Source organism: Mesorhizobium sp. C399B, assembly GCF_030323185.1.
GTDB lineage: Bacteria > Pseudomonadota > Alphaproteobacteria > Rhizobiales > Rhizobiaceae > Mesorhizobium.
The window spans coordinates 6,341,713-6,366,568 of sequence record NZ_CP100472.1 but is presented as its reverse complement, the minus strand read 5'-3'; the positions used below and the strand labels follow the sequence as shown (position 1 = coordinate 6,366,568).

Annotated in this window: 23 protein-coding genes and 1 pseudogene; 8 read left to right on the top strand and 16 right to left on the bottom strand. The window is 62.8% G+C overall.

The window, feature by feature from the left end:
- Positions 1-129: 129 nt before the first annotated feature.
- On the bottom strand, positions 130-714 hold the full coding sequence (locus NLY36_RS30485) for a hypothetical protein (RefSeq protein ID WP_156933244.1): 585 nt from the start codon (positions 712-714) through the stop codon (positions 130-132).
- A gap of 105 nt (positions 715-819) precedes the next feature.
- Positions 820-1,668, bottom strand: coding sequence for an RNA methyltransferase (locus NLY36_RS30480; RefSeq protein WP_023690202.1), 849 nt, complete (start codon positions 1,666-1,668; stop codon positions 820-822).
- A 217-nt stretch (positions 1,669-1,885) separates the two neighbouring features.
- Between NLY36_RS30480 and NLY36_RS30475 the strand changes: the two genes are divergently transcribed.
- The 3 genes and pseudogenes from NLY36_RS30475 to NLY36_RS30465 all read left to right on the top strand — a co-directional run bounded on the left by NLY36_RS30475 (position 1,886) and on the right by NLY36_RS30465 (position 4,318).
- Positions 1,886-3,097, top strand: a complete 1,212-nt coding sequence (locus tag NLY36_RS30475) for an NADP-dependent isocitrate dehydrogenase (protein WP_023724206.1) — start codon at positions 1,886-1,888, stop codon at positions 3,095-3,097.
- Positions 3,098-3,107: 10 nt separating this feature from the next.
- Positions 3,108-3,719 (top strand): annotated as a pseudogene (locus NLY36_RS30470) (glutathione S-transferase family protein).
- Positions 3,720-3,733: 14 nt separating this feature from the next.
- Positions 3,734-4,318 (top strand): demethoxyubiquinone hydroxylase family protein, encoded by a 585-nt coding sequence (locus tag NLY36_RS30465; RefSeq protein ID WP_023736511.1) that lies wholly within the window; start codon positions 3,734-3,736, stop codon positions 4,316-4,318.
- A 112-nt stretch (positions 4,319-4,430) separates the two neighbouring features.
- Here NLY36_RS30465 and alaS read toward each other — a convergent pair whose 3' ends face one another.
- Complete coding sequence (alaS, locus tag NLY36_RS30460; protein ID WP_286461617.1) at positions 4,431-7,097, bottom strand: alanine--tRNA ligase; 2,667 nt, start codon at positions 7,095-7,097, stop codon at positions 4,431-4,433.
- Positions 7,098-7,368: 271 nt separating this feature from the next.
- Entirely contained in the window at positions 7,369-8,472 is a 1,104-nt protein-coding gene (recA, locus tag NLY36_RS30455) for a recombinase RecA (protein ID WP_023684868.1), read from the bottom strand.
- Between the two features lie 283 nt (positions 8,473-8,755).
- Here recA and NLY36_RS30450 point away from each other — a divergent pair, with 283 nt between their 5' ends.
- Positions 8,756-9,700, top strand: coding sequence for a carbohydrate kinase family protein (locus NLY36_RS30450; RefSeq protein ID WP_023736510.1), 945 nt, complete (start codon positions 8,756-8,758; stop codon positions 9,698-9,700).
- A gap of 70 nt (positions 9,701-9,770) precedes the next feature.
- A complete protein-coding gene (locus NLY36_RS30445; protein WP_023736509.1) occupies positions 9,771-10,688 on the top strand; it encodes a pseudouridine-5'-phosphate glycosidase in 918 nt (305 codons plus the stop codon).
- 202 nt (positions 10,689-10,890) lie between these two features.
- Here the strand turns inward: NLY36_RS30445 and NLY36_RS30440 are convergent, their stop codons facing one another.
- Positions 10,891-11,214 carry a TfoX/Sxy family protein gene (locus tag NLY36_RS30440; protein ID WP_023736508.1) on the bottom strand — a complete coding sequence of 108 codons (324 nt, stop codon included), beginning with the start codon at positions 11,212-11,214 and terminating at the stop codon, positions 10,891-10,893.
- A gap of 83 nt (positions 11,215-11,297) precedes the next feature.
- Here NLY36_RS30440 and NLY36_RS30435 point away from each other — a divergent pair, with 83 nt between their 5' ends.
- A complete protein-coding gene (locus tag NLY36_RS30435) occupies positions 11,298-11,795 on the top strand; it encodes a GFA family protein (RefSeq protein WP_023736507.1) in 498 nt (165 codons plus the stop codon).
- A gap of 143 nt (positions 11,796-11,938) precedes the next feature.
- On the opposite strand, the gene sufA is transcribed toward NLY36_RS30435, so the two are convergent.
- From sufA to NLY36_RS30400, 7 genes are all read right to left on the bottom strand, one after another.
- Positions 11,939-12,319: a Fe-S cluster assembly scaffold SufA gene (gene sufA, locus NLY36_RS30430; protein WP_013532156.1), complete on the bottom strand. Its 381-nt coding sequence runs from the start codon at positions 12,317-12,319 to the stop codon at positions 11,939-11,941.
- A gap of 106 nt (positions 12,320-12,425) precedes the next feature.
- Positions 12,426-12,812, bottom strand: coding sequence for an SUF system Fe-S cluster assembly protein (locus tag NLY36_RS30425; protein ID WP_023709315.1), 387 nt, complete (start codon positions 12,810-12,812; stop codon positions 12,426-12,428).
- Positions 12,813-12,833: 21 nt separating this feature from the next.
- Positions 12,834-14,075 (bottom strand): cysteine desulfurase, encoded by a 1,242-nt coding sequence (locus NLY36_RS30420; RefSeq protein WP_023684864.1) that lies wholly within the window; start codon positions 14,073-14,075, stop codon positions 12,834-12,836.
- A 137-nt stretch (positions 14,076-14,212) separates the two neighbouring features.
- Complete coding sequence (gene sufD, locus NLY36_RS30415) at positions 14,213-15,481, bottom strand: Fe-S cluster assembly protein SufD (protein ID WP_023825123.1); 1,269 nt, start codon at positions 15,479-15,481, stop codon at positions 14,213-14,215.
- 43 nt (positions 15,482-15,524) lie between these two features.
- A complete protein-coding gene (gene sufC, locus NLY36_RS30410) occupies positions 15,525-16,280 on the bottom strand; it encodes a Fe-S cluster assembly ATPase SufC (protein WP_023711504.1) in 756 nt (251 codons plus the stop codon).
- A gap of 27 nt (positions 16,281-16,307) precedes the next feature.
- On the bottom strand, positions 16,308-17,825 hold the full coding sequence (gene sufB, locus NLY36_RS30405; RefSeq protein ID WP_023706434.1) for a Fe-S cluster assembly protein SufB: 1,518 nt from the start codon (positions 17,823-17,825) through the stop codon (positions 16,308-16,310).
- A 187-nt stretch (positions 17,826-18,012) separates the two neighbouring features.
- A complete protein-coding gene (locus tag NLY36_RS30400; protein WP_023711505.1) occupies positions 18,013-19,176 on the bottom strand; it encodes a cysteine desulfurase family protein in 1,164 nt (387 codons plus the stop codon).
- 256 nt (positions 19,177-19,432) lie between these two features.
- Between NLY36_RS30400 and NLY36_RS30395 the strand changes: the two genes are divergently transcribed.
- Together NLY36_RS30395 and NLY36_RS30390 are read left to right on the top strand one after the other, a co-directional pair.
- Entirely contained in the window at positions 19,433-20,107 is a 675-nt protein-coding gene (locus NLY36_RS30395) for an alpha/beta hydrolase (RefSeq protein WP_023669128.1), read from the top strand.
- 212 nt (positions 20,108-20,319) lie between these two features.
- Entirely contained in the window at positions 20,320-20,967 is a 648-nt protein-coding gene (locus NLY36_RS30390; RefSeq protein WP_023697554.1) for an FMN-binding negative transcriptional regulator, read from the top strand.
- A gap of 38 nt (positions 20,968-21,005) precedes the next feature.
- On the opposite strand, the gene NLY36_RS30385 is transcribed toward NLY36_RS30390, so the two are convergent.
- Genes NLY36_RS30385 through NLY36_RS30370 form a run of 4 tightly spaced genes read right to left on the bottom strand, consistent with a single transcriptional unit; the run spans position 21,006 to position 24,694 of the window.
- Positions 21,006-21,902: a phosphatase PAP2 family protein gene (locus NLY36_RS30385; protein WP_023736505.1), complete on the bottom strand. Its 897-nt coding sequence runs from the start codon at positions 21,900-21,902 to the stop codon at positions 21,006-21,008.
- Between the two features lie 30 nt (positions 21,903-21,932).
- Positions 21,933-23,576, bottom strand: a complete 1,644-nt coding sequence (locus NLY36_RS30380) for an ArnT family glycosyltransferase (protein WP_023697552.1) — start codon at positions 23,574-23,576, stop codon at positions 21,933-21,935.
- Between the two features lie 58 nt (positions 23,577-23,634).
- The gene (locus NLY36_RS30375; protein ID WP_023669132.1) at positions 23,635-23,967 is read right to left on the bottom strand and encodes a lipid-A-disaccharide synthase N-terminal domain-containing protein; all 333 of its coding nucleotides are present in this window, start codon (positions 23,965-23,967) and stop codon (positions 23,635-23,637) included.
- Complete coding sequence (locus tag NLY36_RS30370; protein ID WP_023697551.1) at positions 23,960-24,694, bottom strand: glycosyltransferase family 2 protein; 735 nt, start codon at positions 24,692-24,694, stop codon at positions 23,960-23,962. Before NLY36_RS30370 ends, NLY36_RS30375 begins: the two co-directional genes overlap by 8 nt.
- Positions 24,695-24,856: the final 162 nt, after the last annotated feature.

Here is a 24,856-nt window from a genome sequence, read left to right as displayed (position 1 = left end):
AGAGGCTGGATCAGAAGGCTTGGCGGTCATTGGCCAATGCCGTTCTATCTGCAACCATCATGGTCTTGAAGTGGCGAATGTCAGCAAGTTCTTAGCAAAGCCGGCGAAGACGACCTTGCCTCGATTGCTCTAGAGCCCGCGCTTGCCGAAGCCGGCGGGCCGCGGACGGCCCAAAGGTTGGGCGGACGGCACCGAGCGCGTGGCCGGTGTGGCGTTGCGCATGGAAGACTGTGCCGTGCTGCTGGCCATCCGGCCGTATCCCGCAGGCATGGGCGTATCGCCATCGAAATCGAAAACCGATGTCAGTTCGTCGATATTGATGCCCGCCACCGGCTTAGCCACCAGGATCGTGCACCAAAGGCCAAAGATCGACAGCGCAAGCAGGTTCAAACCGCTGGAGGTCCTTTCCGGATTGTTGAAATCGATGACCAGCAGCGTGCCTGCCTGCAGAAAGGCGTAGATGGCGCAGAACACGATGTAGGACCACAGGATCCAGGCTTTGCCGTTGGCGTCGCGGCTGCGTCGCCAGGCGATGTTGGCACGCATGACCACGGCCAGGAGGGAAACGACCAGAACCGCGCCTGCCATCCCTTGCCGCAATGGACCGGGCGCCGAGTTGACCAGCCCCTCAAAGCCGATCGTGCCAACGATGCACAGCACAGCAAGAACGGCCTCGAGCAGGGCTACGCCGAGCGAATAGAAGAAGAAGCGCATACGGCCGATTTTGGACGTGAACATTTGCCACCCCACCGTTTTGACAACAATGGACGAGAGGCAAATAAAATTCGGTTACTTCAGCCGTTCGAAGCTTAGCGATTTCTAATCTTCTTTGTCTGCCTGGCGTTTTCGCGCAGCGGCCGGCAAACGCCTTGGATCGTCTCCCGGCGAGCCGTCCCCGCGCGGCATGGCCGGCGAAAACCGGTCGAGCGACGAGATGATGCCACGCAGCACTTTCAGTTCCGGCTCGGCGAAACCGGCGCGCGTCAAGACGGCGCGCAGATTGTCGACCATCTTGGGTTTCTTGGGCGCCGGGCGGAAATAACCGCGCGCTTCGAGCGCGCCTTCGAGATAGGCAAACAGGCCGTGCAACTCTTCCTTGCTCGCCGGCTTCATTTCAGGACTGGAGAAATTAGTCGCCGTCTCGTCCTCCAGGCCGGATTTCATCCATTCATAGGACATCAACAGCACGGCCTGGGCGATGTTGAGCGACGAAAAGCCGGGATCGACCGGAAAGGTGACGATCTCGTCGGCCAGCCCGACCTCGTCATTGTAGAGCCCAAAACGCTCGCGGCCGAACAAGATGCCGGTGCGCAGGCCGGCCATCTGACGCGCCCTCAGCGCCCTGCCCGCCTCGACCGGACCACGCACGGGTTTGAAGCCGTCGCGCTCCCGCGCCGTGGTTGCGAAGACGAAGTTGAGGTCGGCGACGGCGGACGCCAGATCGCCGAACACTGTTACGGCATCGATGACATGGTCGGCGCGGCTGGCGGCGGCGCGCGCCTTCTCGCTCGGCCAGCCGTCACGCGGGTTGACCAGTCTCAGTTCGGCAAGGCCGAAATTGGCCATGGCGCGCGCAACCATGCCGATATTCTCGCCGAGCTGCGGCTCGACCAGGATGATCGCCGGCCCGGCGGCGGATGCGTTTTCAGGATGATCGACGGCGGACATGATCTCAATGAACTGCTGTTTGCGGCATTTCAGCGTTCCCTGCCACATCCGCTCGGCAAAATGAAGCTTTTGCAAAACACCGGTCGCGGCACAGACGACCCATTCTGCACGGATCGGCGTTTGCGCGGCCAAATAGGCTTTGATATACGCTCCGCATCCCCGGCCGAAGCCATGCGGGCAAGGCCGTTTAGTTCCCCAAAAGCGAGGCATTCTTTTCATGGCGAAGATCAAGGTGGCGAACCCGGTCGTCGAGCTCGACGGCGACGAGATGACCCGCATCATCTGGCAGTTCATCAAGGACAAGCTGATCCACCCTTATCTCGACCTAGAGCTCGAATATTACGACCTCGGCGTCGAGCACCGCGACGCCACCAACGACCAGGTGACCATCGATTCGGCCAATGCCATCAAGAAATGGGGCGTCGGCGTGAAATGCGCGACGATCACGCCCGACGAGCAGCGCGTCGAGGAATTCAAGCTGAAGAAGATGTGGAAGTCGCCGAACGGCACCATCCGCAACATTCTCGGCGGCACCATTTTCCGCGAACCGATCATCATGAAGAACGTGCCGCGTTTGGTGCCGGGATGGACCAAGCCGATCATCGTCGGCCGTCATGCCTTCGGCGACCAGTATCGCGCCACCGATTTCCGCTTCCCCGGCAAGGGCAAGCTGACCATCAAGTTCGTCGGCGAGGACGGCAAGGTGATCGAGCATGACGTGTACGACGCACCCGGCGCCGGCGTTGCCATGGCGATGTACAATCTCGACGACTCCATCCGGGAATTCGCCCGCGCCTCGCTGAATTACGGCCTGCTGCGCAACTATCCGGTTTATCTCTCGACCAAGAACACCATCCTCAAAGCCTACGACGGCCGCTTCAAGGACATATTCCAGGAGGTCTACGAGGCTGAATTCGAGGCCGAGTTCAAGGCTAAGAAGCTGTGGTACGAGCACCGGCTGATCGACGACATGGTGGCCTCCGCCCTGAAATGGTCTGGCGGCTATGTCTGGGCCTGCAAGAATTATGACGGCGACGTCCAGTCCGACACGGTGGCGCAAGGTTTTGGCTCGCTCGGCCTGATGACCTCCGTGCTGATGACGCCGGACGGCAAGACGGTGGAAGCGGAGGCCGCGCACGGCACAGTGACGCGCCACTATCGCCAGCACCAGAAGGGCGAGGAAACCTCGACCAATTCGATCGCCTCGATCTTCGCCTGGACGCGCGGCCTCGCCCACCGCGCCAAGCTCGACGATAATGCCGAGTTGAAGCGATTTGCCGACACGCTGGAGAAGGTCTGCATCCAGACGGTTGAGAGCGGCTTCATGACCAAGGACCTGTCGCTCTTGATCGGTCCGGACCAACCATGGCTGTCGACCACCGGCTTCCTCGACAAGATCGACGAGAATTTGCAGAAGGCGATGGCGTAAGCCGGCAGCCATGGCCAAGCCGGTCGTCTACGGGGCGGACTACAGCGTCTATGTGCGCATCGTCCGCTCGTGCTGGCGGAAAAAGGCATCGACTACGAGCTTGTGCCGGTCGATGTCTTTGCCGCCGAGGGCACTCCTGCCTGGTATTTCGAGCATCACCCTTTCGGCCGCATTCCGGCCTTCGAGCACGACGGCTTTCGCCTGTTCGAAACCAGCGCAATCGCCCGCTATGTCGACGAGGCGTTCGACGGCCCGGCACTGCAGCCAAAAGACGCCCGCACCCGTGCAACGATGAACCAGCTCATCGGCATGCTGACGCCTATGCCTACAGATCGATGGTCTGGGACGTCGCCGTCGAGCGGCTTGAGAAGGAAGCGCCAGACGAGGCACTGGTCGCCAACGGGCTGCGCCAGGCGGAAACGGTGCTGCGGGTGCTCACCGCACTCAAGCCTCCCGGGCCGTGGCTGCTCGGGGACCATCTGACGCTGCCGACCTGCATGCGGCATCCATCATCGCCTATTTCGTCAAGGTCGCCGACGGGCAAAAGCTGCTTGCGGCGTTCGCCGACATCCAGGCCTGGTGGGAGGGCATCGCAAAACGTCCGAGCCTGGCGGCGGGCTGATATGGGTTCGGGCCATGGCTGACCCATCTCGCCAGGACGCGCTCACCGTCGCCAGAATTGTCAGGGTCAACCACGCCGGTGAGTTCGGTGCGATCAGGATCTATTCGGCGCAGATTCTTGTCGCCAAACGCTTCTGGCCGGATTGCGTGCCATCCTTGTCGGAGATGCTCGGGCACGAGCGCACGCATTGCGCCGCGTTCCGCGCCGCCATGCCGGCGCGGCGGTCGCGACCGTGCCGGGTGATGCAGTTCTGGAGCTGGGGTGGCTGGCTGCTGGGTTTTGTCACCGCCCTGCTCGGTCCGCAAGGCATCTGGGCCTGCACGGCGGCGGTTGAAGCGGCGGTGCATCGCCATCTGGACGATCAGCTGTTTTTCCTCGCCAATCGCGACCACGACTTGCACGGCATCATCCTGGCGATCCGCGAGGAAGAGCTCGCCCATCTCCATCACGCCGAAGAGCAGCTGAAATCGCCCGGCCCGGCGCTGAACTTTTTACGGTCGCTGATTTCGATCGCCACGGACGTGCTGATCTGGCTGTCCACCTGGGGCGATTCCAGCAGAATGACGCGCGCCCTGAAGGCGGCGAAAAGAACTAGCTAGACGGACCGTCTAAGAGCTGATTGCCGGCTTGCCAGTATCAGCCACAGAATGGCAAGCACGGCGGCGAAGGCCGGAAAGCCGCACACAAACCAGATAAGGCATAGGGTGGCTTTCAGGCTGCCTCCAGCGCCGCCCTCACCGCGGCGATCGCATCATTGGCCTTCGAGGCGTCCGGGCCGCCGGCTTGCGCCATGTCGGGCCGTCCGCCGCCGCCCTGCCCGCCCAGTGCGGCCGAGGCAACGCGCACAAGATCGACAGCGCTGAAGCGGCCGACGAGATCGTCCGTCACGGCGACCACGACGCTTGCCTTGTTGTCTTCGCCCGCACCGACGAAGACGACGACGCCGGAGCCGAGCGATGTCTTGCCGGCATCGGCCAGCGGCTTCAAATCCCTAGGTGAGACGCCGGAAACCGCTTTGCCGAGGAAGCCGATCCCGGCGACGGTTTCGGTGGTGGCCGGAGCATCGGCCGCAGCACCACCGCCCAGCGCGAGTTTCTTGCGCGCTTCGCTCAGTTCCTTCTCGAGCTTCTTGCGCTCCTCGAGCAGCGTCTCGACACGCGCCGGCACGTCGGCCGGCGAAATCTTCAACACGGCCGCCGTCGCCTTCAGGCGCCTGTCCTGCTCGTCGAGATATTTTCGTGCGGCTTCGCCGGTCAGCGCCTCGATGCGGCGCACGCCGGCGGCGACCGCGCTGTCGGAGACGACACGGACCAGGCCGATATCGCCGGTCGCTCGGACATGGGTGCCGCCGCAGAGCTCGACGGAATAGGGCCGGTTGGCCTTGGCGCCATGCAGGCCGGTGCCCATCGAGACGACACGCACTTCGTCACCATATTTCTCACCGAACAGCGCCATGGCGCCCTCGGCGATGGCGTCATCGACCGACATCAGGCGCGTCGTCACCGGGCTGTTCTGGACGACGATTTCGTTGGCCATGCGCTCGACCTCTTCGAGATCTTCGGCCGAGATCGGCTTGTTGTGCGAGATGTCGAAGCGCAGGCGCTCGGGCGCGACCAGCGAACCTTTCTGCGCGACATGGGTGCCCAGCACCTCGCGTAGCGCCTCATGGATCAGATGCGTTGCCGAATGGTTGGCACGCAGCCGGGTGCGGCGCGCATGGTCAACTTTCAGCTCGACGGCTGCACCTGGCTTGACCGTGCCGTTCGTCACCTTGCCCAGATGCACGAACAGGCCGTCGGCCTTTTTCTGCGTGTCGGAAACCTCGATCGAGAAACCTTCGCCGGAGATGATGCCGGTGTCGCCCATCTGGCCGCCCGACTCGCCATAGAACGGCGTCTGGTTGACGACCACCGCCACCGCGTCGCCCTTGCCGGCGCTATCGACTGTCTTGCCGTCCTTGACCAGGGCCTGGATGAGGCCTTCCGCCTGTTCGGTCTCGTAGCCGAGGAATTCGGTGGCGCCGGCCTTCTCGCGTACAGAAAACCAGATGGTCTCGGTGGCCGCGTCGCCGGAACCAGCCCAATGCTTGCGCGCTTCGGCCTTCTGCTGCTCCATCGCATGGGTGAAGCCGGCAAGGTCGACCGAGATGTTGCGCTGGCGCAGTGCGTCCTGCGTCAGATCGAGCGGGAAGCCGTACGTGTCATAGAGCTTGAACGCCGTCTCGCCATCCAGCATATCGCCGGCGTGCAGCGTATCTGTCGCCTCCGAGAGCAGGCCGAGGCCGCGCACCAGCGTCTTGCGGAACCTGGTCTCCTCGAGCTTCAGCGTCTCGGTAATCAGCTGTTCGCCGCGCAGCAGTTCGGGATAGGCCTGGCCCATCTCACGCACTAGCGCCGGCACCACCTTCCACATCAACGGCTCCTTGGCGCCGAGCAACTGCGCATGGCGCATGGCGCGGCGCATGATGCGGCGCAGCACATAGCCGCGGCCTTCGTTCGACGGCAGCACGCCGTCGGCAACCAGGAAGGAGGACGAGCGCAGATGATCGGCAATGACGCGGAAGGAGGCGACCGTCTCCTTGTCCGGGCCCTGCCCGAGCGCTGACGAGGCCGCATCGATCAGATGACGGAACAGGTCGGTCTCGAAGACGCTCTCCACCCCTTGCAGGATGGAGGCCATGCGCTCCAGGCCCATGCCGGTGTCGATCGACGGCCGCGGCAGGTCGATGCGCTCATCCTTGGTGACCTGCTCATATTGCATGAACACCAGGTTCCAGAATTCAAGGAAGCGGTCGCCATCCTCCTCCGGGCTGCCGGGAGGGCCGCCCCAGATGTGCTCGCCACGGTCGATGAAGATTTCCGAGCACGGCCCGCACGGTCCGGCGTCGCCCATAGCCCAGAAATTGTCGGAGGTCGGGATGCGGATGATGCGGTCATCGGAGAAACCGGCGATCTTCTTCCAGAAGCCGGCCGCCTCGTCATCGGTGTGATAGACGGTGACCAGCAGCTTGTCCTTGTTCAGCCCGAACTCCTTGGTGATCAGGTTCCAGGCCAGTTCGATGGCGCGCTCCTTGAAATAGTCGCCGAAGGAGAAATTGCCGAGCATTTCGAAGAAGGTCAGATGGCGCGCGGTGTAGCCGACATTGTCGAGGTCGTTGTGCTTGCCGCCGGCGCGCACGCTTTTCTGCGCGGTGGTGGCGCGCGAATAGGACCGCTTCTCCAGGCCGGTGAAGACGTTCTTGAACTGCACCATGCCGGCATTGGTGAACATCAGCGTCGGGTCGTTGCGCGGCACCAGCGGGCTCGAGGCCACGACCTCGTGGCCCTCCTTGCGGAAATAGTCGAGGAATGTCGACCGGATCTCGTTCACGCCACTCATGACTGCTGCCTTTTCGCGAAAACCGCCGGCACGGCCGGCGGACACTGGTCTCTGCTTTTTAGAAGATTGACTTGGCCTTTTAGCGGGCACGCCCCACCCTGTCCAGAAACACGGAATTGGGCCAATCCGGCAACTGCCAAGCCGGCTTCACGCTGCCCAAAAACGAAAACCGCCGGCGCGAAGGCCGGCGGTTTGAAACGCAATACTAAAGAACTCGGTTACTTAAGCATCGGGTAATAGACCGGATTTATGGCCGAACTCTGGCCGTACCCTACATGGCACCGGATTCTTCCTCGAAGCCGTCGTCGCTTTCGCCGCGCTCGGGGCCGCCATTCTCGAGAAACTTCTCGGCAATCAGCCCGGCATTCTGCCGCAGTGCCAGTTCGATCTCGCGCGCCGTGTCGGGATTGTCGCGCAGGAACAGTTTGGCGTTTTCACGACCTTGGCCGAGACGCTGCGAATTGTAGGAGAACCACGCGCCCGACTTCTCGACCACGCCGGCCTTGACGCCGAGGTCGACCAGCTCGCCGGTCTTGGACACGCCCTCGCCATACATGATGTCGAACTCGACCACCTTGAAGGGCGGCGCCAGCTTGTTCTTGACGACCTTGACGCGGGTCTGGTTGCCGACGACCTCGTCGCGGTCCTTGACCGAGCCGATGCGGCGGATGTCGAGGCGCACCGAAGCGTAGAATTTCAGCGCGTTGCCGCCGGTCGTGGTTTCCGGCGAACCGAACATGACGCCGATCTTCATGCGGATCTGGTTGATGAAGATGACCATGGTGTTGGAGCGCGAGATCGAGGCGGTCAGCTTGCGCAGCGCCTGGCTCATCAGACGAGCCTGGAGACCGGGCAGCGAATCGCCCATCTCGCCCTCGATTTCAGCGCGCGGCGTCAGGGCGGCCACCGAATCGACCACCAGAACGTCGATGGCGCCGGAACGCACCAGCGTGTCGCAAATTTCCAGCGCCTGCTCGCCGGTGTCGGGCTGCGAGATCAGCAGGTTTTCGAGGTCCACGCCGAGCTTGCGGGCATAGACCGGGTCGAGCGCATGCTCGGCATCGACGAAGGCGCAGATACCGCCCTTCTTCTGGGCTTCGGCAACTGTGTGCAGCGCCAGTGTCGTCTTGCCCGAGCTTTCCGGCCCGTAGATCTCGACAATGCGGCCGCGCGGCAGGCCACCGACGCCAAGCGCGATGTCGAGGCCAAGCGATCCGGTCGGCACGGTTTCAATCTCGACGACCTGCTCGTTGGCGCCCAGCCGCATGATCGAGCCCTTGCCGAAGGCGCGCTCGATTTGCGACAGCGCCGCGTCCAGAGCCTTTGATTTGTCCACCGCTTTGTCCTCTACAAGCCGCAAAGTATTCTGAGCCATGATACATCACCCCTTGGTCGTCAATGAAGGCCGGACAATCCGTAATCCCTGCCCTATTTGTACCTTTTTTGTTCTCGTTTGGCAAGAGGGGTCAAATATCTGAAAAGCAATCTTTATCCGGATTTGTTCTTTTTTTGTCTCATGGTTTCGTTTCCGGATGTATCCACCATTGGGCCAGGCGCTCCGGCGGTTTGGCTCCGCCCGAATCGCTGGCTTGCTTGCGAAGCTCCGTCGCACAGCCTAGCGCTTGTCTGGTTCGAATAACAAAGGTCATATCGCCTACATGGTGAAATCAGCAAAAATACTGGCGGTGGGCGGCGCCCATATCGACCGGCGCGGTCAGGTGTCCGGTGCTTACGTGCCGGCGGCGTCCAACCCCGGCACGATGCGCGAGGATGTCGGCGGCGGCGTCTTCAACGCGCTGCGCAGCCTCGTGCGGCGCGGCGTCTCGGCCTCGCTTTTGTCGGTGCGCGGCGGCGATGCCTCGGCCGAGACGGTTGCGCGCGCCATCGCCGACTCCGGCATTGCCGACCTGTCGGCGGTTTTCCTCGACCGCACGACGCCGAGCTACACGGCGCTGATCGATCGCGACGGCGAGCTGATCACCGGCTTTGCCGATATGGCGCTCTACGATTTGGCGTTCCCCAAGCAGATCCGCCGCTCCAAGGTGCGCGAGGTGGTCGCCGAGGCCGATGCGGTGCTCTGCGACGCCAATCTGACATCAACGGCGCTGGAGCGGCTGGTGGGGCTCGCCGCCGGCAAGCCGGTGTTCGCCATCGCCATTTCGCCGGCCAAGGTGGTGCGGCTGATACCGGTGCTGAAGGAACTCGCGCAGGTCTTCATGAACCGGCGCGAGGCCATGGTGCTGGCCGGCGTCGATGCCAATGCCACCGAGCGCGAGACCGTGGACGGACTGCGCTGCAGCGGCCTCACCAGTGGCGTGGTGACGGCGGGCGACGGCCCGGTGCTGGGATTCGACGAAGCCGGCGCCTTCTCTATCCTGCCGCCGGCGCCGAGAAAAGTCGCCGACGTCACCGGCGCCGGCGACGCGCTGGCCGGCGCCACCATCGCTGCCCTGCTGCGCGGCCTGCCCCTGCGCCAGGCATTGCGCGAGGGCGTTGCCGCCGCCACGCTGGCCATTGAAAGCGCCGACGCGGTTCCGGCCTTCACGATTGCGACCTTCACTGAGGCACTGGCTCTTGTGCCCGACGCGCAGGAAATGGCATGAGGGCGGCCAATTGCCATTGCCGGAGCGCGACGTCCAAGCGGACGCGCGGATCTCCGGATCGGAGACCATCATGACACCGCAAAGCGCCCGCCACTTCATCGACATCCACGCGCCCGTGGCCGAGGCGCTCGCCGCTGGCCGCCCCGTCGTGGCGCTGGAAAGCACCATCATCACCCATGGCATGCCTTACCCCGACAATGGCGCCATGGCCGCCAATGTCGAAAAGATCATCCTCGACAATGGCGCGGTGCCGGCGACGATCGCCGTGGTTGCCGGCCGCATCAAGATCGGGCTGTCCGACGGCGAGCGCGAGTCGCTGGCGATGACCGGCGACGCCATGAAGCTGTCGCGCGCCGATCTCGGCTTTGCGGTGGCGCAAGGCCGCACCGGCGGCACCACGGTCGCCGCCACCATGATCGCGGCCGACATGGTCGGGATCAAGGTGTTCGCCACCGGCGGCATTGGCGGCGTCCACAAGGGCGCGGAAAAGAGCTTCGACATCTCGGCCGATCTCGACGAGTTGGCGCGCACGCCGGTCATCGTCGTCTCGGCCGGCGCCAAGGCGATCCTCGACATCGAAAAGACGCTGGAAGTGCTGGAGACGCGCGGCGTGCCGGTGATTGGCCATGGCTGCGAGACGATGCCGGCCTTCTGGTCGCGGCATTCCCCGTTCCGCGCGCCGCTGACCCTGCACAGACCGGAAGAGATCGCGCATTTCTACAAGACCAGGGCGGCACTTGGCCTGGTCGGCGGCATGCTGATCGCCAACCCGGTGCCGCAGGACGATGAAATCCCGGCCGACGAGATGGCCGGCTATATCGAGGCCGCGCAGAAGGCGGCCGAGGCGCAGAATGTGACCGGTAAGGCGGTGACGCCGTTCCTGCTGGGCAAAATCCTCGACCTGACCGGCGGCCGGAGCTTGAAGACCAACATCGCGCTGGTCGAGAACAATGCGCGGTTGGCGGCGAGGATTGCGAAGGCGCTGTAGGATCGCCTACGTCGGCGGGACAGCACCCCCCTCTGGCCTGCCGGCCATCTCCCCCGCAAGGAGGGAGATTAACAGCTTAGCCGCAGGCTCCCATTTTCAACGTTGGTGATTGGCGAAGGCCAATGTGACAACTGATCTCCCCCCTTGCGGGGGAGATGTCCGGCAGGACAGAGGGGGTGGGAAGAAACGCGGCGGTCCCGGTTCACTTCCCCGCCCTTCGTCCCGCCTCATAAGCCCGACGCGCCCACACCCTCATCTCGTCAGGATCATCAAACGCGTCGTCGGGAATGCTCCAGTACGGCATCGCGACCAGCTTGCCGTGGCGGGTGCCGGTATAGGTCCATTGCTTGCGGCCGGCGGCTTCGAAGTCGGGCGCGCTTTGCTCGTCAGCCTTGAGCAGCAATTCGCCGCGCAGCACGATAGCGACGATGACGCCGTCGAAATAGATACCCTTGCCGCCGAACAGTTTTCGGATACTGACCGGGCCGAGGCCTTCGAACAGTTCTTCGATGCGTTCATTGTCCATGCCGCAATCATGTCACCGGGCTTGCCACGGCTGCAACCAAAAACCATGCTGGCAAGTTGAGAGCCATCCGTCGGAGTTCTGTCATGCCGCTGCTGCTCAAGGGATCCTGCCGCTGCGATGCCGTCCATTTCGAGGTGGAGAGCAACACGCCGGTGCCGTTCATGCTGTGCTACTGCTCGATCTGCCGCAAGCAGCAGGGCGGCGGCGGCTTCGCCATCAATCTCGGCGCCGATTACAAGACGCTGAAAATCAAGGGCAAGCGCAATCTCGGCGTCTACCAGGCCGAGATCGCGGACGACGAGCATCCAAACTGCGAGATTTCGACCGGCGAGCGCAATTTCTGCAAGAAGTGCGGTTCGGCGCTCTGGCTCTACGATCCGACCTGGCCGGAACTGGTGCACCCGTTCGCCTCGGCAATCGACAGCGAGTTGCCGAAGCCGCCGGAGAAGGTGCATCTGATGTTGAAATACAAGGCGAGTTGGGTCGAGCCGGTGATCGGCAAAAAGGACAAGGCGTTCGACGTCTATCCCGAGGAATCGATCGCCGACTGGCACATGCGGACGAAGATGTGGGTGAAGTGAGGGCTCGGAGCGCGACTTCCGATGGTTGGCGCTGCCCCTCACCCGGCCCTTCGGGCCGTTCGTCATTCGAAAAGCCAAGCAATTGGCTTTTCGCCCGCTGCGCGGACCATTCCTCACCTCCCCGTGAACGGGGATAAGGAAGATCAGGCCGAAGCGCGCGCCTCAGCCAGCGCCTTCAGGTCGGCGGGCTTCAGTTCGACGGATTCGCCGCAGCCGCAGGCCGAACTCTGGTTCGGGTTGTGGAAGGTGAAGCCGGTGCGCAGCGTGGTCTGCTCGAAATCCATCTCGGTGCCGAACAGGAAAAGGGCAGCCTCGGGCGCGACATAGACATGCGCGCCGTCGCGCTCGATATGGTCGTCCTTGGTGTTGGGCTCGGTCACCAGGTCGACCGTGTATTCCATGCCGGCGCAGCCGCCCTTCTTGATGCCGAGGCGAATGCCATGCGCATTGTCGCGCGTGGCGACGATCTCGCGCACCCGGTCGGCTGCCTTTTCGGTCATCGTGATGACGGCGAAGCGTCCCATTTCTTTTTCCTCTTCCATTCCATGCAGGTTCAAGGCCTGCCGAATGATTCCTCACCTAAAATGGTGAAGTTTTACCACTGGTGCAAGTGCACCAACCTCAGTCAACCTAGTACCAGCCCACCGCCACCTGCGCCTCTTCCGACATGCGGTCGGGCGACCAGGGCGGGTCGAAGGTCATGTTGACCTCGACGCCGGAGACGCCTTCGACGGCGCCGACGGCGTTTTCCACCCAGCCGGGCATTTCGCCGGCCACCGGACAGCCGGGCGCGGTCAGCGTCATGTCGATCTTGACCGCGCGGTTGTCCTCGATGTCGATCTTGTAGATGAGGCCGAGCTCATAGATGTCGGCCGGGATTTCCGGGTCATAGACGGTCTTCAGCGCCGAGACGATGTCGTCGGTCAGCCGCGCCAGCTCGTCGGCGGGAATGGCCGAGGCGGAAACCAGCGGATTGATGGCTGCTTCCGGCGCGGTGGTGTGGCTCGCATCATCCATGGTCGTCATCCAAAGAACCTGTCACCCGAAGAACTTGCGCGCTTTTTCCAGCGCATCGGCCAAAGCGTCGACTTCGGCCCTGGTATTATACATGCCGAACGATGCCCTGCATGTGGAGGTTACGCCAAAGCGTTTCAACAGCGGCTGGGCGCAATGGGTGCCCGCGCGGACGGCAACACCCTGCCTGTCTATCACCATCGACACGTCATGGGCATGAATGCCCTGCAATTCGAAAGAAATGATGGCGCCCTTGTCCGGCGCGTCGCCGAAGATGCGCAGCGAGTTGATGGCGCGCAGCCGTTCATGCGCATAGGTCTTGAGATCGGCCTCATGGGCGGCAATGCGCTCGCGGCCAACCTTTTCCATGTATTCCAATGCTGCACCCAGGCCAATCGCCTGCACGATCGGCGGCGTGCCGGCCTCGAAGCGGTGCGGCGGCTCGTTGTAGGTGACGATGTCTTCAGTCACCTCCTCGATCATTTCGCCGCCGCCCATGAAGGGGCGCATGCCCTGCAGAATGTCCTTCTTGCCGTAGAGCACGCCGATGCCGGAGGGCCCGTAGACCTTGTGGCCGGTGAAGACGAAGAAATCGCAATCGAGGTCCTGGACGTCGATCGGCATGTGCACGGCGCTCTGGCTGCCGTCGACAAGTACGGGAATTCCACGCGAATGCGCGATGCGCACGATCTCCTTGATCGGGGTTACCGTGCCCAGCGCGTTCGACATATGCGTGATGGCGACGAGCTTGGTCTTGTCGGTCAGGCGCTTTTCGAATTCCTCGATGTGGAAGATGCCGAGATCGTCGACCGGCACCCAGACCAGCTTGGCGCCCTGCCGTTCCCGGATGAAATGCCACGGCACGATGTTGGAGTGGTGCTCCATGATCGACAGCACGATCTCGTCGCCCGCGCCGATATTGGGCATGCCATAGCCGTAAGCCACGGTGTTGATCGCCGCGGTCGTGTTCGAGGTGAAGACGATGTTGTCGGTGCTTGGCGCATTGAGGAAACGGCGCACCGTCTCGCGTGCCTTCTCATAGGCGTCGGTTGCGGCATTGGACAGGAAATGCAGGCCGCGATGGACGTTGGCGTATTCCTGGGAATAGGCGTGCTGGATCGTATCCAGCACCACCTGCGGCTTCTGCGCCGAGGCGCCATTGTCGAGATAGACCAGCGGTTTGCCGTAGACTTCGCGCGACAGGATCGGGAAGTCGCGGCGGATCGCCTCGACGTCGTATGGGGTTGTTTCGATCTTCTGGTCCATTACAAGCTCTCTTGAGGCACCGCCTCACTTCGTCACGCACCCCTCATCCGACCGAGCTTCGCTCGGCCACCGCCCGGGGCGAGTCACTTGCCTCGCCCGTCCTTCGGACCCCACAAGGGGAGAAGGGAAAGAGGCGCTTACCCGTGCGCCACGAACCAGTCGTCCAGCCTTGTTTCCAGGGCCTCGACGATGGTTTCGTCGTCCAGTTCCTCGATTACTTCGGCCACGAACGCCTTCACCAGCAAGCCGCGGGCGCTCTTCTCGTCGATGCCGCGCGCCATCAGGTAGAACAGATGGTTGTGGTCGATCTCGGTAACGGTCGCGCCATGGCCGCAGATGACGTCGTCGGCGAAGATCTCCAGCTCAGGCTTGGTCGAGAACTCGCCATCGTCCGACAAAAGCAGCGTGTTGCAGGCCATCTTGGCGTTGGTTTTTTGCGCGTATTGGTGGACGTTGATGCGGCCCTGGAAGACGCCGCGCGCCTTGCCGGTCACGACATTGCGGATCACTTCCGTCGACGTCGTATGCGGCACGGCATGGTCGAGCACCATGGTCACGTCGGTGTGGGTGTCGCCGGCGAGCAGGTTGATGCCGCGCAGTTTGAAGTCGGAGCCTTCGCCCGTGGTCTTCACCACGATCTCCTGGCGCACAAGCTTGCCGCCGGCATTCATGAAAAACAGCGTCAGCTTCGAATTCTTGCCGAGATGCGCCTTGAACTGGGCAAGATGCGTGGCCGTTTCCGGCTGCTCCTGCACGATCAGCCAGGTAACGTCCGCACCCTCGCCCAGAACGAGCTGGCTGACCGAGCTGCCCAGTGCCGCGCCCTCGCCGGCCTGACGCTCGACGAGAGCAGCTTTGGCGCCGGCGCCGACACGCACGGGAAAGCGCACATGCACCTGGCCACCGGCCTGCAAATTCTGCAATTCGATCGGCTTTTCCAGTGCTGTGCCATCCGCAATGTCGACGAAATAGCCGTCAGCGACAAAGGCGGTGTTCAGCGCACCGATGGCGTCATCGCTGCCATAGGGATCGAGGCCCGGTGCGATCGAGCCGTCAGTCAGCTTTTCCGACAGGCGCTGGATGGTCACGCCTTCGATCGCGGGGAATTTCGCGCCGGAGACGCCGTTCAGAACCGCCAGCACGGCGGAGCCTTCGACGATGGGCGCCAGCCCCTTGGCGGCGGCCGTCGGATCGAACGCCGGCACCGCAGTCAACAGCCGGCGCAGGTCAGTGTAATGCCAGGATTCGATGCGCCGCGTCGGCAGCCCGTGCTTGATTGCCTCAATGGCGTCGTCGCGCTTCAGCATCACCGCGCCGTCACCCGGCAGCAACGACAGACGCTCGCCAAAGGCGTCGATCAGCGCCGTTTCGGCCTGCGTGCGCTGGGGTTGTGTATGCATATTCATCAGTTTTGCCCCGCCTTTCAGCATAAAATGGCCTTCTGGCGTCTCACGCGGCTTCGCCGATCACGCCGGCATAGCCATTGGCTTCGAGATCGAGCGCCAGCGACTTGTCGCCGGACTTGATCACCTGGCCCTTGTATAGGACGTGCACGCTATCGGGCACGATGTGCTCGAGCAGGCGCTGGTAGTGGGTGATGACGATGATGGCACGGTCGGCCGAACGCAGCGCGTTGACGCCGTCCGAGACGATCTTCAGCGCATCGATGTCGAGGCCGGAATCGGTCTCGTCGAGCACGCAGAGCTTTGGCTCCAGCAGCTTCATCTGCAGGATCTCGGCCCGCTTCTTCTCGCCGCCGGAAAAGCCGACATTGAGCGGCCGCTTGAGCATCGCCATCTCCATCGAGAGCGAGGCTGCCGCCTCTTTCACCCGCTTCAAAAATTCCGGGATCTTCAGCGGCTCCTCGCCGCGCGCCTTGCGCTGCTCGTTCATCGCCACTTTCAGGAATTCCATGGTCGCGACGCCAGGTATCTCCATCGGATACTGGAAGGCGAGGAAGATGCCCGCGGTGGCGCGCTCGGCCGGATCCATTTCGAGGATCGACTGGCCGTTATAGAGGATGTCGCCTTCGGTGACCTCATAGTCCTCACGGCCGGCGAGGATGTAGGACAGCGTCGATTTGCCCGAGCCGTTCGGACCCATGATGGCAGCGACCTCGCCGTTTTTCACCGTCAGGTTCAGGCCGCGGATGATCTCGGTGCCGTCATCGACGATGCGGGCATGCAGGTTCTTGATCTCAAGCATTTTTTCTTTCCTGGATATATTGTCCGGTCAGCCGACCGAGCCCTCGAGGCTGATGCCGATAAGCTTCTGCGCTTCGACCGCGAACTCCATCGGCAGCTGCTGGATGACATCCTTGACGAAGCCGTTGACGATCAGCGCGATCGCCTCCTCTTCCGGGATGCCGCGCTGCATGACGTAGAACTTCTGGTCCTCGGAAATCTTTGACGTCGTCGCCTCATGCTCGAACTGCGCCGTCGAGTTCTTGGCTTCCATGTAGGGCACGGTGTGCGCGCCGCACTGGTCGCCGATCAGGAGACTATCGCAATTGGTGAAGTTGCGGGCGTTGGTCGCCTTGCGGTGCGCCGAGACCTGGCCGCGATAGGTGTTCTGCGAGAAGCCGGCGGCAATGCCCTTGGAGATGATGCGGCTCGACGTGTTCTTGCCGAGATGGATCATCTTGGTGCCGCTATCGACCTGCTGGTAGCCGTTCGACACAGCGATCGAATAGAACTCGCCGGAGGAATCGTCGCCGCGCAGGATGCAGCTGGGATATTTCCAGGTGATCGCCGAACCGGTCTCGACCTGCGTCCACGAGATCTTCGAACGGTGGCCGCGGCAGTCGCCGCGCTTGGTGACGAAATTGTAGATGCCGCCCTTGCCCTCGGCATCGCCGGGGTACCAGTTCTGCACCGTCGAATATTTGATCTCGGCATCGTCGAGCGCCACCAGTTCGACGACGGCGGCATGCAGCTGGTTCTCGTCGCGCTGCGGCGCCGTGCAGCCTTCGAGATAGGAGACGTAAGCCCCCTCCTCGGCGATGATCAGCGTGCGCTCGAACTGGCCGGTGTTCTTCTCGTTCATGCGGAAATAGGTCGACAGCTCCATCGGGCAGCGCACGCCCTTGGGCACGAAGACGAACGAGCCGTCGGTGAAGACAGCCGAATTCAGCGTGGCGTAGAAATTGTCGGATGTCGGCACGACCGAGCCGAGATATTTCTGCACCAGCTCCGGATGCTCGCGGATGGCTTCCGAGATCGAGCAGAAGATGACGCCGGCCTGCGCCAGTTCCTTCTTGAACGTGGTGACGACGGAAACGGAATCAAACACCGCGTCGACGGCGACACGGCCCGATTTGTAGACGTTGTCGCTGGGCTCCTCGAGATCGGAGACGTCGGTTTTCTGCACGCCGGCGAGGATTTCTTGTTCCCGCAGCGGAATGCCGAGCTTCTCGTAGACCTTCAACAGCTCGGGATCGACGTCGCTCAGCGAGGTCGGGCCGGGCGTGCTCTTGGGCGCCGCGTAGTAATAGAGGTCCTGAAAGTCGATCTTCGGATAATGGACGCGCGCCCAGGTCGGCTCTTCCAGGGTCAACCAGCGTCGATAGGCTTCCAGACGCCATTCCAGCATCCAGGACGGTTCATCCTTCTTGGCCGAGATGAAGCGAATAATGTCTTCGCTCAGGCCCTTGGGGGCCTTGTCCATCGCGATCTCTGTCTGGAATCCGTATTTGTACTGGTCGACGTCGATCTTTCGGACCCGATCGATCGTGTCCTGCACAGCAGGCATAAGCGTTCTCCATCCACGCCGGGGTCAAGGCCCGACAGTTTTCAAACTATGGCATCGCCGAGGGCTGCCCATGAGGCGCCGAAGGCGGCGTAAGTTTCATATAGTGCGTCTCGGCCGGGAATTCACCCGGCCACTTGCAAACGCACGGCTCTACCAGGCCGCGAGGCCTGAATTCTTTGTCGCCGCCTCAGGCGGCTTGTTCCCTGCCCGCCCGGCGCTGGGCAATACCGGCCAGCGCAGCACGGAACAGTTCGATATCCCCGGCACTCGTTGCGTGGCCGATGGACACGCGCAAAGCGCCCAGGCTGTCGCCATGACCCATGGCTTTCAGCACATGGCTCGGCCCGACCTTGCCCGACGAACAGGCCGATCCCGCCGACAGCGCAACGCCAGCCAGATCGAACGCGATCTGCGCCGTCTCGGCCTTGATGCCGGGAATAGCGAAGAATGTCGTATTGGCAAGCCTTGGCGCGCCGGTTCCGAAGATTTCTGCGTCCGGCACCAGCGTTTTGAGTGTTTTCTCGACCTCGCCGCGGCGTTGCGCGATCGCTTCGACGTCTTTCAGTCCAGCCAAAGCCTGCCGCGCCGCGGCGCCAAAGCCGGCGATGGCCGCCAGGTTTTCGGTGCCGCCGCGATGGCCCTTTTCCTGGCCGCCGCCATTGATCAGCGGCTTCGGCATCATCAGATCGGCTGCCGCAACGACGGCGCCGACACCCTTGGGGCCGCCGATCTTGTGCGAAGACAGAATCAAATAGTCGGCGTAAGCCGCTGACATATCGATGGGAACACGGCCCGCAGCCTGCACCGCGTCGACCACCAGAATGCCGCCCGCCGCATTGACGATCGCGGCGATGCGATCAATCGGCTGGATGACGCCGGTCTCGTTGTTGGCCGCATGGATCGCGACCAACGGCAGGCCTTCGGCCTTGTCATGCGCGGCCAGAGCGGCTGTCAGCTGAGCGAGGTCAGCGATGCCATCGGCGTCGACGCCGATCCGCGAAACCTGTGTTGCCGGGAAGCGGCCGCCGTTCAACAGGCAAGGGTGGTCGGCCTCGCAGACATAGAGCCGGCTCATGCGCACCGTGCCACGGCCCATCCGCCAATCCGGTGTCAGCAGCGTCGATGCGGCTTCCGTCGCGCCGGAGGTGAAGACGACATGCTCGGCCTTGGCGCCGACAAGTGCTGCCACATCGCGCCGGGCAGTGTCGATCAGGCGCCGCGCCGCGCGCCCCTCGGCATGCACCGACGACGGATTGGCGACGAGATCGAGCGCGGCAATCATCGCCTCGCGCGCCTCGGCAATGAGCGGCGCGCTGGCATTGTAGTCGAGATAGGCGCGTGCTGCGGCCATTTTCACCCAATCGATCCCGTCAAGACCCTTTCCGCAAGGATAGCGCGTTATTTCCTTGAAATTGCAAGGCAAGACGTCCTATTTACGCGGCTTGCGGCGAGGATGGCCGGGCCGTCACGGCTGGCTATCCAGTTTTGAACAATTCTAAACTAGCTTCTAAGAAGACGCTTGCCCTGCGTCAAGGCCCGGAAGGGCTGGGGCTAGAGTAAAGAGTTGTTCCGGGCGCCGCGCATTCGTATGCCATTTGGAGTAGTTCATGCCTGAGGTCATTTTCACCGGTCCGGCCGGCCGCCTGGAGGGCCGCTACCAGCCTTCCAAGGAGAAGAGCGCGCCGATTGCCATCGTGTTGCATCCGCATCCGCAATTCGGCGGCACGATGAACAACAAGATCGTCTATGACCTCTTCTACATGTTCCAGAAGCGCGATTTCACCACGCTTCGCTTCAACTTCCGCGGCATCGGCCGCAGCCAGGGCGAATTCGACCACGGCACCGGCGAATTGTCGGATGCCGCCGCAGCGCTCGACTGGGTGCAGTCGCTGCATCCGGATTCCAAGAGCTGCTGGGTGGCCGGTTATTCCTTCGGCTCCTGGATCGGCATGCAGCTTCTGATGCGCCGGCCCGAGATCGAGGGCTTCATCTCGATCGCGCCGCAGCCCAACACCTATGATTTCTCGTTCCTGGCGCCCTGCCCGTCATCGGGTCTGATCATCCATGGCGATGCCGACAAGGTGGCGCCGCCCAAGGATGTGCAGGGCCTGGTCGACAAGCTGCACACGCAAAAGGGCATCACCATCACGCAGAAGACCTTGCCAGGCGCCAACCACTTCTTCGCCAACGACGCCGATCTGCTGCTCGAGGAATGCGCCGACTATCTCGACCGACGGCTGGCCGGCGAATTGTCCGATCCGCGGCCGAAGCGGCTGCGCTAAGAGCAATTCCAGGAAAAGTGTAAACGGGTTTTCCGTCCGGAATTGCGTCAAAACAAAAACTCCCGGTCCGATGCCGTCACAGTCGTGCCCATCATGGGCGCGACAATGCCATTTCGGCTGATCCAAACGGTGAAGCCAGCCTGACATGTGGCGCGGCTCGGCTGAACGGTGCACAATGCCGGTTCAGCCAGCGCAAGAAGGCATGACCGATCATGTACCAGCCTCCCCATTTCCAGGAAACGCGGCCGGACGTCCTGCACGGGCTGATCCGGACGCATCCGCTGGGGTTGCTGATCTCCAACGGCGCCGATGGCCCGGTCGCCAATGCCATTCCCTTCCTGCTTGATGCCGAGGTTGGGCCGAATGGCCGGCTGCGCGCCCATCTGGCCAGGGCCAACCCGCAATGGCGTCAGCTGGCCGACAATCCGACATCGCCGGTGCTGGTCGTCTTCCAGGGCGCCGACGCCTACGTGACGCCGTCCTGGTACGAGACCAAGCGCGAGACCGGCAAGGTCGTGCCGACCTGGAACTACGCCATTGTCCAGGTGCGAGGAACGGTCAGAGTGATCGAGGATTCCGCCTGGATCGCACAGCAGATCACCGAGCTGACGCTGTCACAGGAAGGCGCCCGCGAGGCACCCTGGGCGGTGACCGATGCGCCGCCGACCTTCATCCAGTCGCAGATCAAGGGCATCATCGGGCTTGAGATCGAGATCGCCGAAATCAGCGGCAAGTGGAAAGTCAGCCAGAACCGGCCCGTCGCCGACCGCGTCGGTGTCGCCGAAGGGCTGGAGAAGGAAGCCGCCGGCGCGCCTGACATGGCTCGGCTGGTGCGGAGCTGGGGTGGCATCGACAGCTAGCTGGGGTGGTCTTAGATGGTTCCAAAGGCGTCAGCAATTCAGTTGCTTGCCGGCGCTGCTCCAATGCGGAAATTCGTCTGTCTCGGCGCATCGTTTTGGTTTGGTTTGCGAGCCCGACGGAATAGGCGGAACGTAGTTTTTGCCACCGGCAACCCCGACGCCGTGTAGCGGAAAATACATCCCAGCCGGCCAAGCACCATCGCGCAAACGATGGCAACAGCACAGCCAAGGCCGAAGCCGGCGACAGTGTCGCTCGGATAGTGCGCGCCGATAAAGATCCGGGTCGATGCGACCGACAAGGTTGCAGCCAGCAGCACCCATCTGCGCTGGGGCAACAACAGCAGTGCAATGCCGAAAATGACGCCCATGGTCGTGGCATGGCCGGACGGGAAGCTGGCAAAGCGCGCCTCCAAGGAAAAAGGATGCAGCGACAGATCGCCGAGCTTGTCGAAATTCATCGGCCTGGCTCTGCCCACGCCATATTTCAGCACGTTGACGACCATGGCCGAGAGTGCGATCGAACCCAGCACCATGAAAGCAAAGCAGGTCCAGTTGTAGAAGGTCATCCGCGCGCGCCGGGAAAGGCTGCGCCAATCCGCCAGATTCGCCGCAATCAGCACCAGTACCGACGGGACAAGATACCAGCCGCCGAGGCCGAAGAAGGTAAAAAACGCGGCGATGTGAAAGACATTGGTCGAGCCTGAAGCCCACTGCCTCGCCATGGTGCCCGCAAGATGGTCGAAACGGAGCGACACCGCGACCGTCAGCAAAAGCCAGGCCACCACCCAGACCGACCACAGGATTTTCGGGTAGCGCGCCGGGCGCGTCGCCAGGCGATGCCGTACAATCCCGAAAGTATCGCGGAAATTATCGACAGACTGCCGGAGCATGGCAGGCATAGCGGCACGCGCCGGTGATGGCGACTTCATCAACATGCGGAGCTCGGCGCGATCATCGAAGAGGTATCAGTTCGCCACACGGTACAGGCCGAGCGACAATTTATCACCTGACGAATAGTTGATGCCGTCGATCTCGGCGACGCGGCTGGCCTTCTTGCCTTGCCCTGCCAGCAGGTCATCCAGCCGTTTTTGATCGCCGACCGGCGCCAGGCCCAGCGCGCAGGCCGGATCGCCAAGCAGATGTTGCGCAACCCCGTCGACATCGGTCAGTACCGTCTTTGTGCCCACCAGAAATACCAGGCTCGGTTCGTGATATTGCGCGGAGGCGAGCACGCTCATCTCACAGGGACGATCGGCGCGAACCGCCGCCTCGATTTCCCGGCTCATCCAAATCGGTTTCAGTGACGGCACGATGACACCGAACAGCAAGGCGTAGGTTATACCGGCGCAAACCGCAGCCCCGCCGATGCGGACCAGCGGCACCAGCGTCTGGCGCGAAACAGCGAGGTAGCCGGCGCCCAATGCTGCCGCGGCGGCCGGAACGCTCCACCATAAAAATGTCTTCATGAGATAGATCGGCGCACCGACGCAAAGCACGGCGAGACCGACTGTCACCAGAACGGTGCCGAATGCGGTCGCCCACCACAGCCATGTCTGCCAGCGCCTGAGCGGCGCATTTGCCTCTTGCGGCGTCAGCGTCAAAAGCCAGCCGATGAGCAGGGCCATGCCGGGATAGGCCGGCAGCACATAATGCGGCAGTTTCGTCGGGATCAATTCGAAGACGAGCCAGAACGGAACGTACCAGGCGAGGCAGAAACGCAGGCGCGGATCGTCGCGCAATCGGTTGAGCGCCTGCAGTCCAGCGCCGAGCGCCACAAGGCCGAACGGCCACATGAACAGGCAATAGGTCAGCACGTAGAAGCCCGGCGGAACGCCGTGCGACTCCTCGCCTTGCGCGACCTTGCCGAGCATATCCTTGCCGACGGCCTGCTGCAGGAAGGCGCCGTTGCTCTTCCAGGTGATGAGGGCGAGCCAAGGCAGCACGATCAACAGCACCAGAATCAGCCCACGCCCGGCTTTCAGCCTCGCCAGCCAGCGCCAGTCGCGCTCGAAAGCAACCAGCGTGAGCACCGTCAGCGCCGACAGCAGCGGTGCAATCGGCCCCTTGATGAGGATCGCCGCGCCCTGCGCAGCCCAGAAAATCCACGGCAGATGGCCGGCGACAGGCTCGTTGCGGCGCGATGCCAGATAAATCTGCGCCAGCGCGCCTTGCGCCAGAACGCAGCAGGCAAGCAGCATCGCGTCGGTCTTGGCGTCGCGGCCTTCGAAGGCGGTGGCGAAAATCGCCGCCATGACCAGGCCGGCGGCAAGACCGGCATTGGCGCCGAACAGATTGGCCCCGGTCCAGGCGATTGCGACGACGGCGATGGCGATGCCCAGCGCCGAGATCAGCCGGTAGATCCAGATCGGCGCCTGTGCCCCCTCGCCGCTCAGCGTCACCGCCGCCGATTGCAGCCAGTAGATGCCGATCGGCTTTTGGTAGCGCGACGCGTCCTGGAAGCGGATGTCGACATAGTCGCCGGTCTCCGTCATCTGCTTGGTCGCCTGGACGAAGCGCGGCTCGTCGCGGTCGAGCGGCGGCAAAGAGGCCAGTCCCGACGCCGTCATCATCAGGCTGAACAGGAAGAGAAAGATGTAGTTCCTGCTCATTTCGACACCGGACAGACTGGTCAACACCGGACAGACTGGATTTGGCGGGACTGGTGGCTCAGTCGACCTTGGTCATCGCCGCCTTGCGCTCATTGGCGATGAGCCATAAATTTCTGACATAGATCACCATGCCCATGGCCTGGCCGGCGATGAACACCGGATCCTCACGCTGGATGGCGTAGACCAGCAGCAGCCCGCCGCCGAACAGCGAGAAGAACCAGAAAGCGATCGGCACGACGCTGCGCTTGGCCTTTTCCGAAGCGATCCACTGCACCAGGAAGCGCATGGTGAAGAAGAACTGGGCAACGAAGCCGAGAAGAACCCAGGCGTCGAACTGCTTGACGAAAACCTGGTGCAGCCAGGTCGCCAATTCCTGAAACACGTTAGCCATGCGTGATTTCCTCTACCTTTGGCATTCTGCGGCGCCGGCGCCGAAGCCACCAGACGCCGGCGAGATCGAGCGCGCCCTGCAGGCCGCGATCGAAGATGCCGTAATTCGACTTGCCGTGGCGGCGGGAGCGGTCGACGACGTCGCAATGGACGACGCGGTAGCCTTCCTGGATGACAAGCGCCGGAACGAAACGATGCGTACCGTCGAAAAACGGCAGTTTGCGCAAGATATCGGTGTGGATCGCCTTCAAGCCGCAGCCAGTGTCGCGGGTGTCGTCATGCAGGATCGCGCCGCGCAGCCAGTTGGCGAAACGCGATGCCAATTGCTTGATCTTGCTGTCGCGGCGCTTCAACCGCTGCCCCTGCGCGGCGCCGAAATCGGGCCCTGCCCGACGCAGCGCATCGACCAGCACGGGGATATATTGCGGGTCGTTCTGGCCGTCGCCGTCGATGGTGGCGACGATCGAGCCGCGCGCCGCCCAGGCGCCCGAGCGCACCGAAAGCGACTGGCCGGCGGATTTTTCGTGCCGAAGCTGCCGAAGCGGAAACGGACGTTTGGCGGCTTCAGCGGCAAGCACCGAAGCGGTGTCGTCAGTCGAACCGTCATTGACGACGATGATTTCGAAGTTGCGCCCGGTCATCGCCGCCTCGATCTCGTCGATCAGCAGCGGCAGGTTCGCCGCCTCGTTGCGGCAGGGAATGACGATGGATATCAATGCGTCCGGCATATCGCGTCGGGCTCTGTCACAAGATATGGCATTCGGTGGATGCCGTGCGGTGCCGTTCCAGCGGATCGAACCCGTTGGCGCGGCGCCTCATTACGCCAGCCGACAGGATGAAGCAAGCATGCGCGGCAGTGCAGAATAGGCTGTCCATGCCGGCGCAAAATC

What these genes read in the sequence shown, in the direction of transcription:
- NLY36_RS30445 (WP_023736509.1), top strand. Translation starts at nt 9,771, where the DNA reads ATGACACCGCAAAGCGCCCGCCACTTCATCGACATCCACGCGCCCGTG.
- NLY36_RS30420 (WP_023684864.1), bottom strand. Translation starts at nt 14,075, where the DNA reads ATGGACCAGAAGATCGAAACAACCCCATACGACGTCGAGGCGATCCGC.
- NLY36_RS30450 (WP_023736510.1), top strand. Translation starts at nt 8,756, where the DNA reads ATGGTGAAATCAGCAAAAATACTGGCGGTGGGCGGCGCCCATATCGAC.
- recA (WP_023684868.1), bottom strand. Translation starts at nt 8,472, where the DNA reads ATGGCTCAGAATACTTTGCGGCTTGTAGAGGACAAAGCGGTGGACAAA.
- sufB (WP_023706434.1), bottom strand. Translation starts at nt 17,825, where the DNA reads ATGCCTGCTGTGCAGGACACGATCGATCGGGTCCGAAAGATCGACGTC.
- NLY36_RS30395 (WP_023669128.1), top strand. Translation starts at nt 19,433, where the DNA reads ATGCCTGAGGTCATTTTCACCGGTCCGGCCGGCCGCCTGGAGGGCCGC.
- NLY36_RS30400 (WP_023711505.1), bottom strand. Translation starts at nt 19,176, where the DNA reads ATGGCCGCAGCACGCGCCTATCTCGACTACAATGCCAGCGCGCCGCTC.
- NLY36_RS30475 (WP_023724206.1), top strand. Translation starts at nt 1,886, where the DNA reads ATGGCGAAGATCAAGGTGGCGAACCCGGTCGTCGAGCTCGACGGCGAC.
- NLY36_RS30390 (WP_023697554.1), top strand. Translation starts at nt 20,320, where the DNA reads ATGTACCAGCCTCCCCATTTCCAGGAAACGCGGCCGGACGTCCTGCAC.
- NLY36_RS30485 (WP_156933244.1), bottom strand. Translation starts at nt 714, where the DNA reads ATGCGCTTCTTCTTCTATTCGCTCGGCGTAGCCCTGCTCGAGGCCGTT.
- NLY36_RS30380 (WP_023697552.1), bottom strand. Translation starts at nt 23,576, where the DNA reads ATGAGCAGGAACTACATCTTTCTCTTCCTGTTCAGCCTGATGATGACG.
- sufC (WP_023711504.1), bottom strand. Translation starts at nt 16,280, where the DNA reads ATGCTTGAGATCAAGAACCTGCATGCCCGCATCGTCGATGACGGCACC.
- NLY36_RS30435 (WP_023736507.1), top strand. Translation starts at nt 11,298, where the DNA reads ATGCCGCTGCTGCTCAAGGGATCCTGCCGCTGCGATGCCGTCCATTTC.
- NLY36_RS30465 (WP_023736511.1), top strand. Translation starts at nt 3,734, where the DNA reads ATGGCTGACCCATCTCGCCAGGACGCGCTCACCGTCGCCAGAATTGTC.
- sufA (WP_013532156.1), bottom strand. Translation starts at nt 12,319, where the DNA reads ATGGGACGCTTCGCCGTCATCACGATGACCGAAAAGGCAGCCGACCGG.
- NLY36_RS30440 (WP_023736508.1), bottom strand. Translation starts at nt 11,214, where the DNA reads ATGGACAATGAACGCATCGAAGAACTGTTCGAAGGCCTCGGCCCGGTC.
- alaS (WP_286461617.1), bottom strand. Translation starts at nt 7,097, where the DNA reads ATGAGTGGCGTGAACGAGATCCGGTCGACATTCCTCGACTATTTCCGC.
- NLY36_RS30425 (WP_023709315.1), bottom strand. Translation starts at nt 12,812, where the DNA reads ATGGATGATGCGAGCCACACCACCGCGCCGGAAGCAGCCATCAATCCG.
- NLY36_RS30375 (WP_023669132.1), bottom strand. Translation starts at nt 23,967, where the DNA reads ATGGCTAACGTGTTTCAGGAATTGGCGACCTGGCTGCACCAGGTTTTC.
- NLY36_RS30480 (WP_023690202.1), bottom strand. Translation starts at nt 1,668, where the DNA reads ATGTCCGCCGTCGATCATCCTGAAAACGCATCCGCCGCCGGGCCGGCG.
- sufD (WP_023825123.1), bottom strand. Translation starts at nt 15,481, where the DNA reads ATGAATATGCATACACAACCCCAGCGCACGCAGGCCGAAACGGCGCTG.
- NLY36_RS30370 (WP_023697551.1), bottom strand. Translation starts at nt 24,694, where the DNA reads ATGCCGGACGCATTGATATCCATCGTCATTCCCTGCCGCAACGAGGCG.
- NLY36_RS30385 (WP_023736505.1), bottom strand. Translation starts at nt 21,902, where the DNA reads ATGTTGATGAAGTCGCCATCACCGGCGCGTGCCGCTATGCCTGCCATG.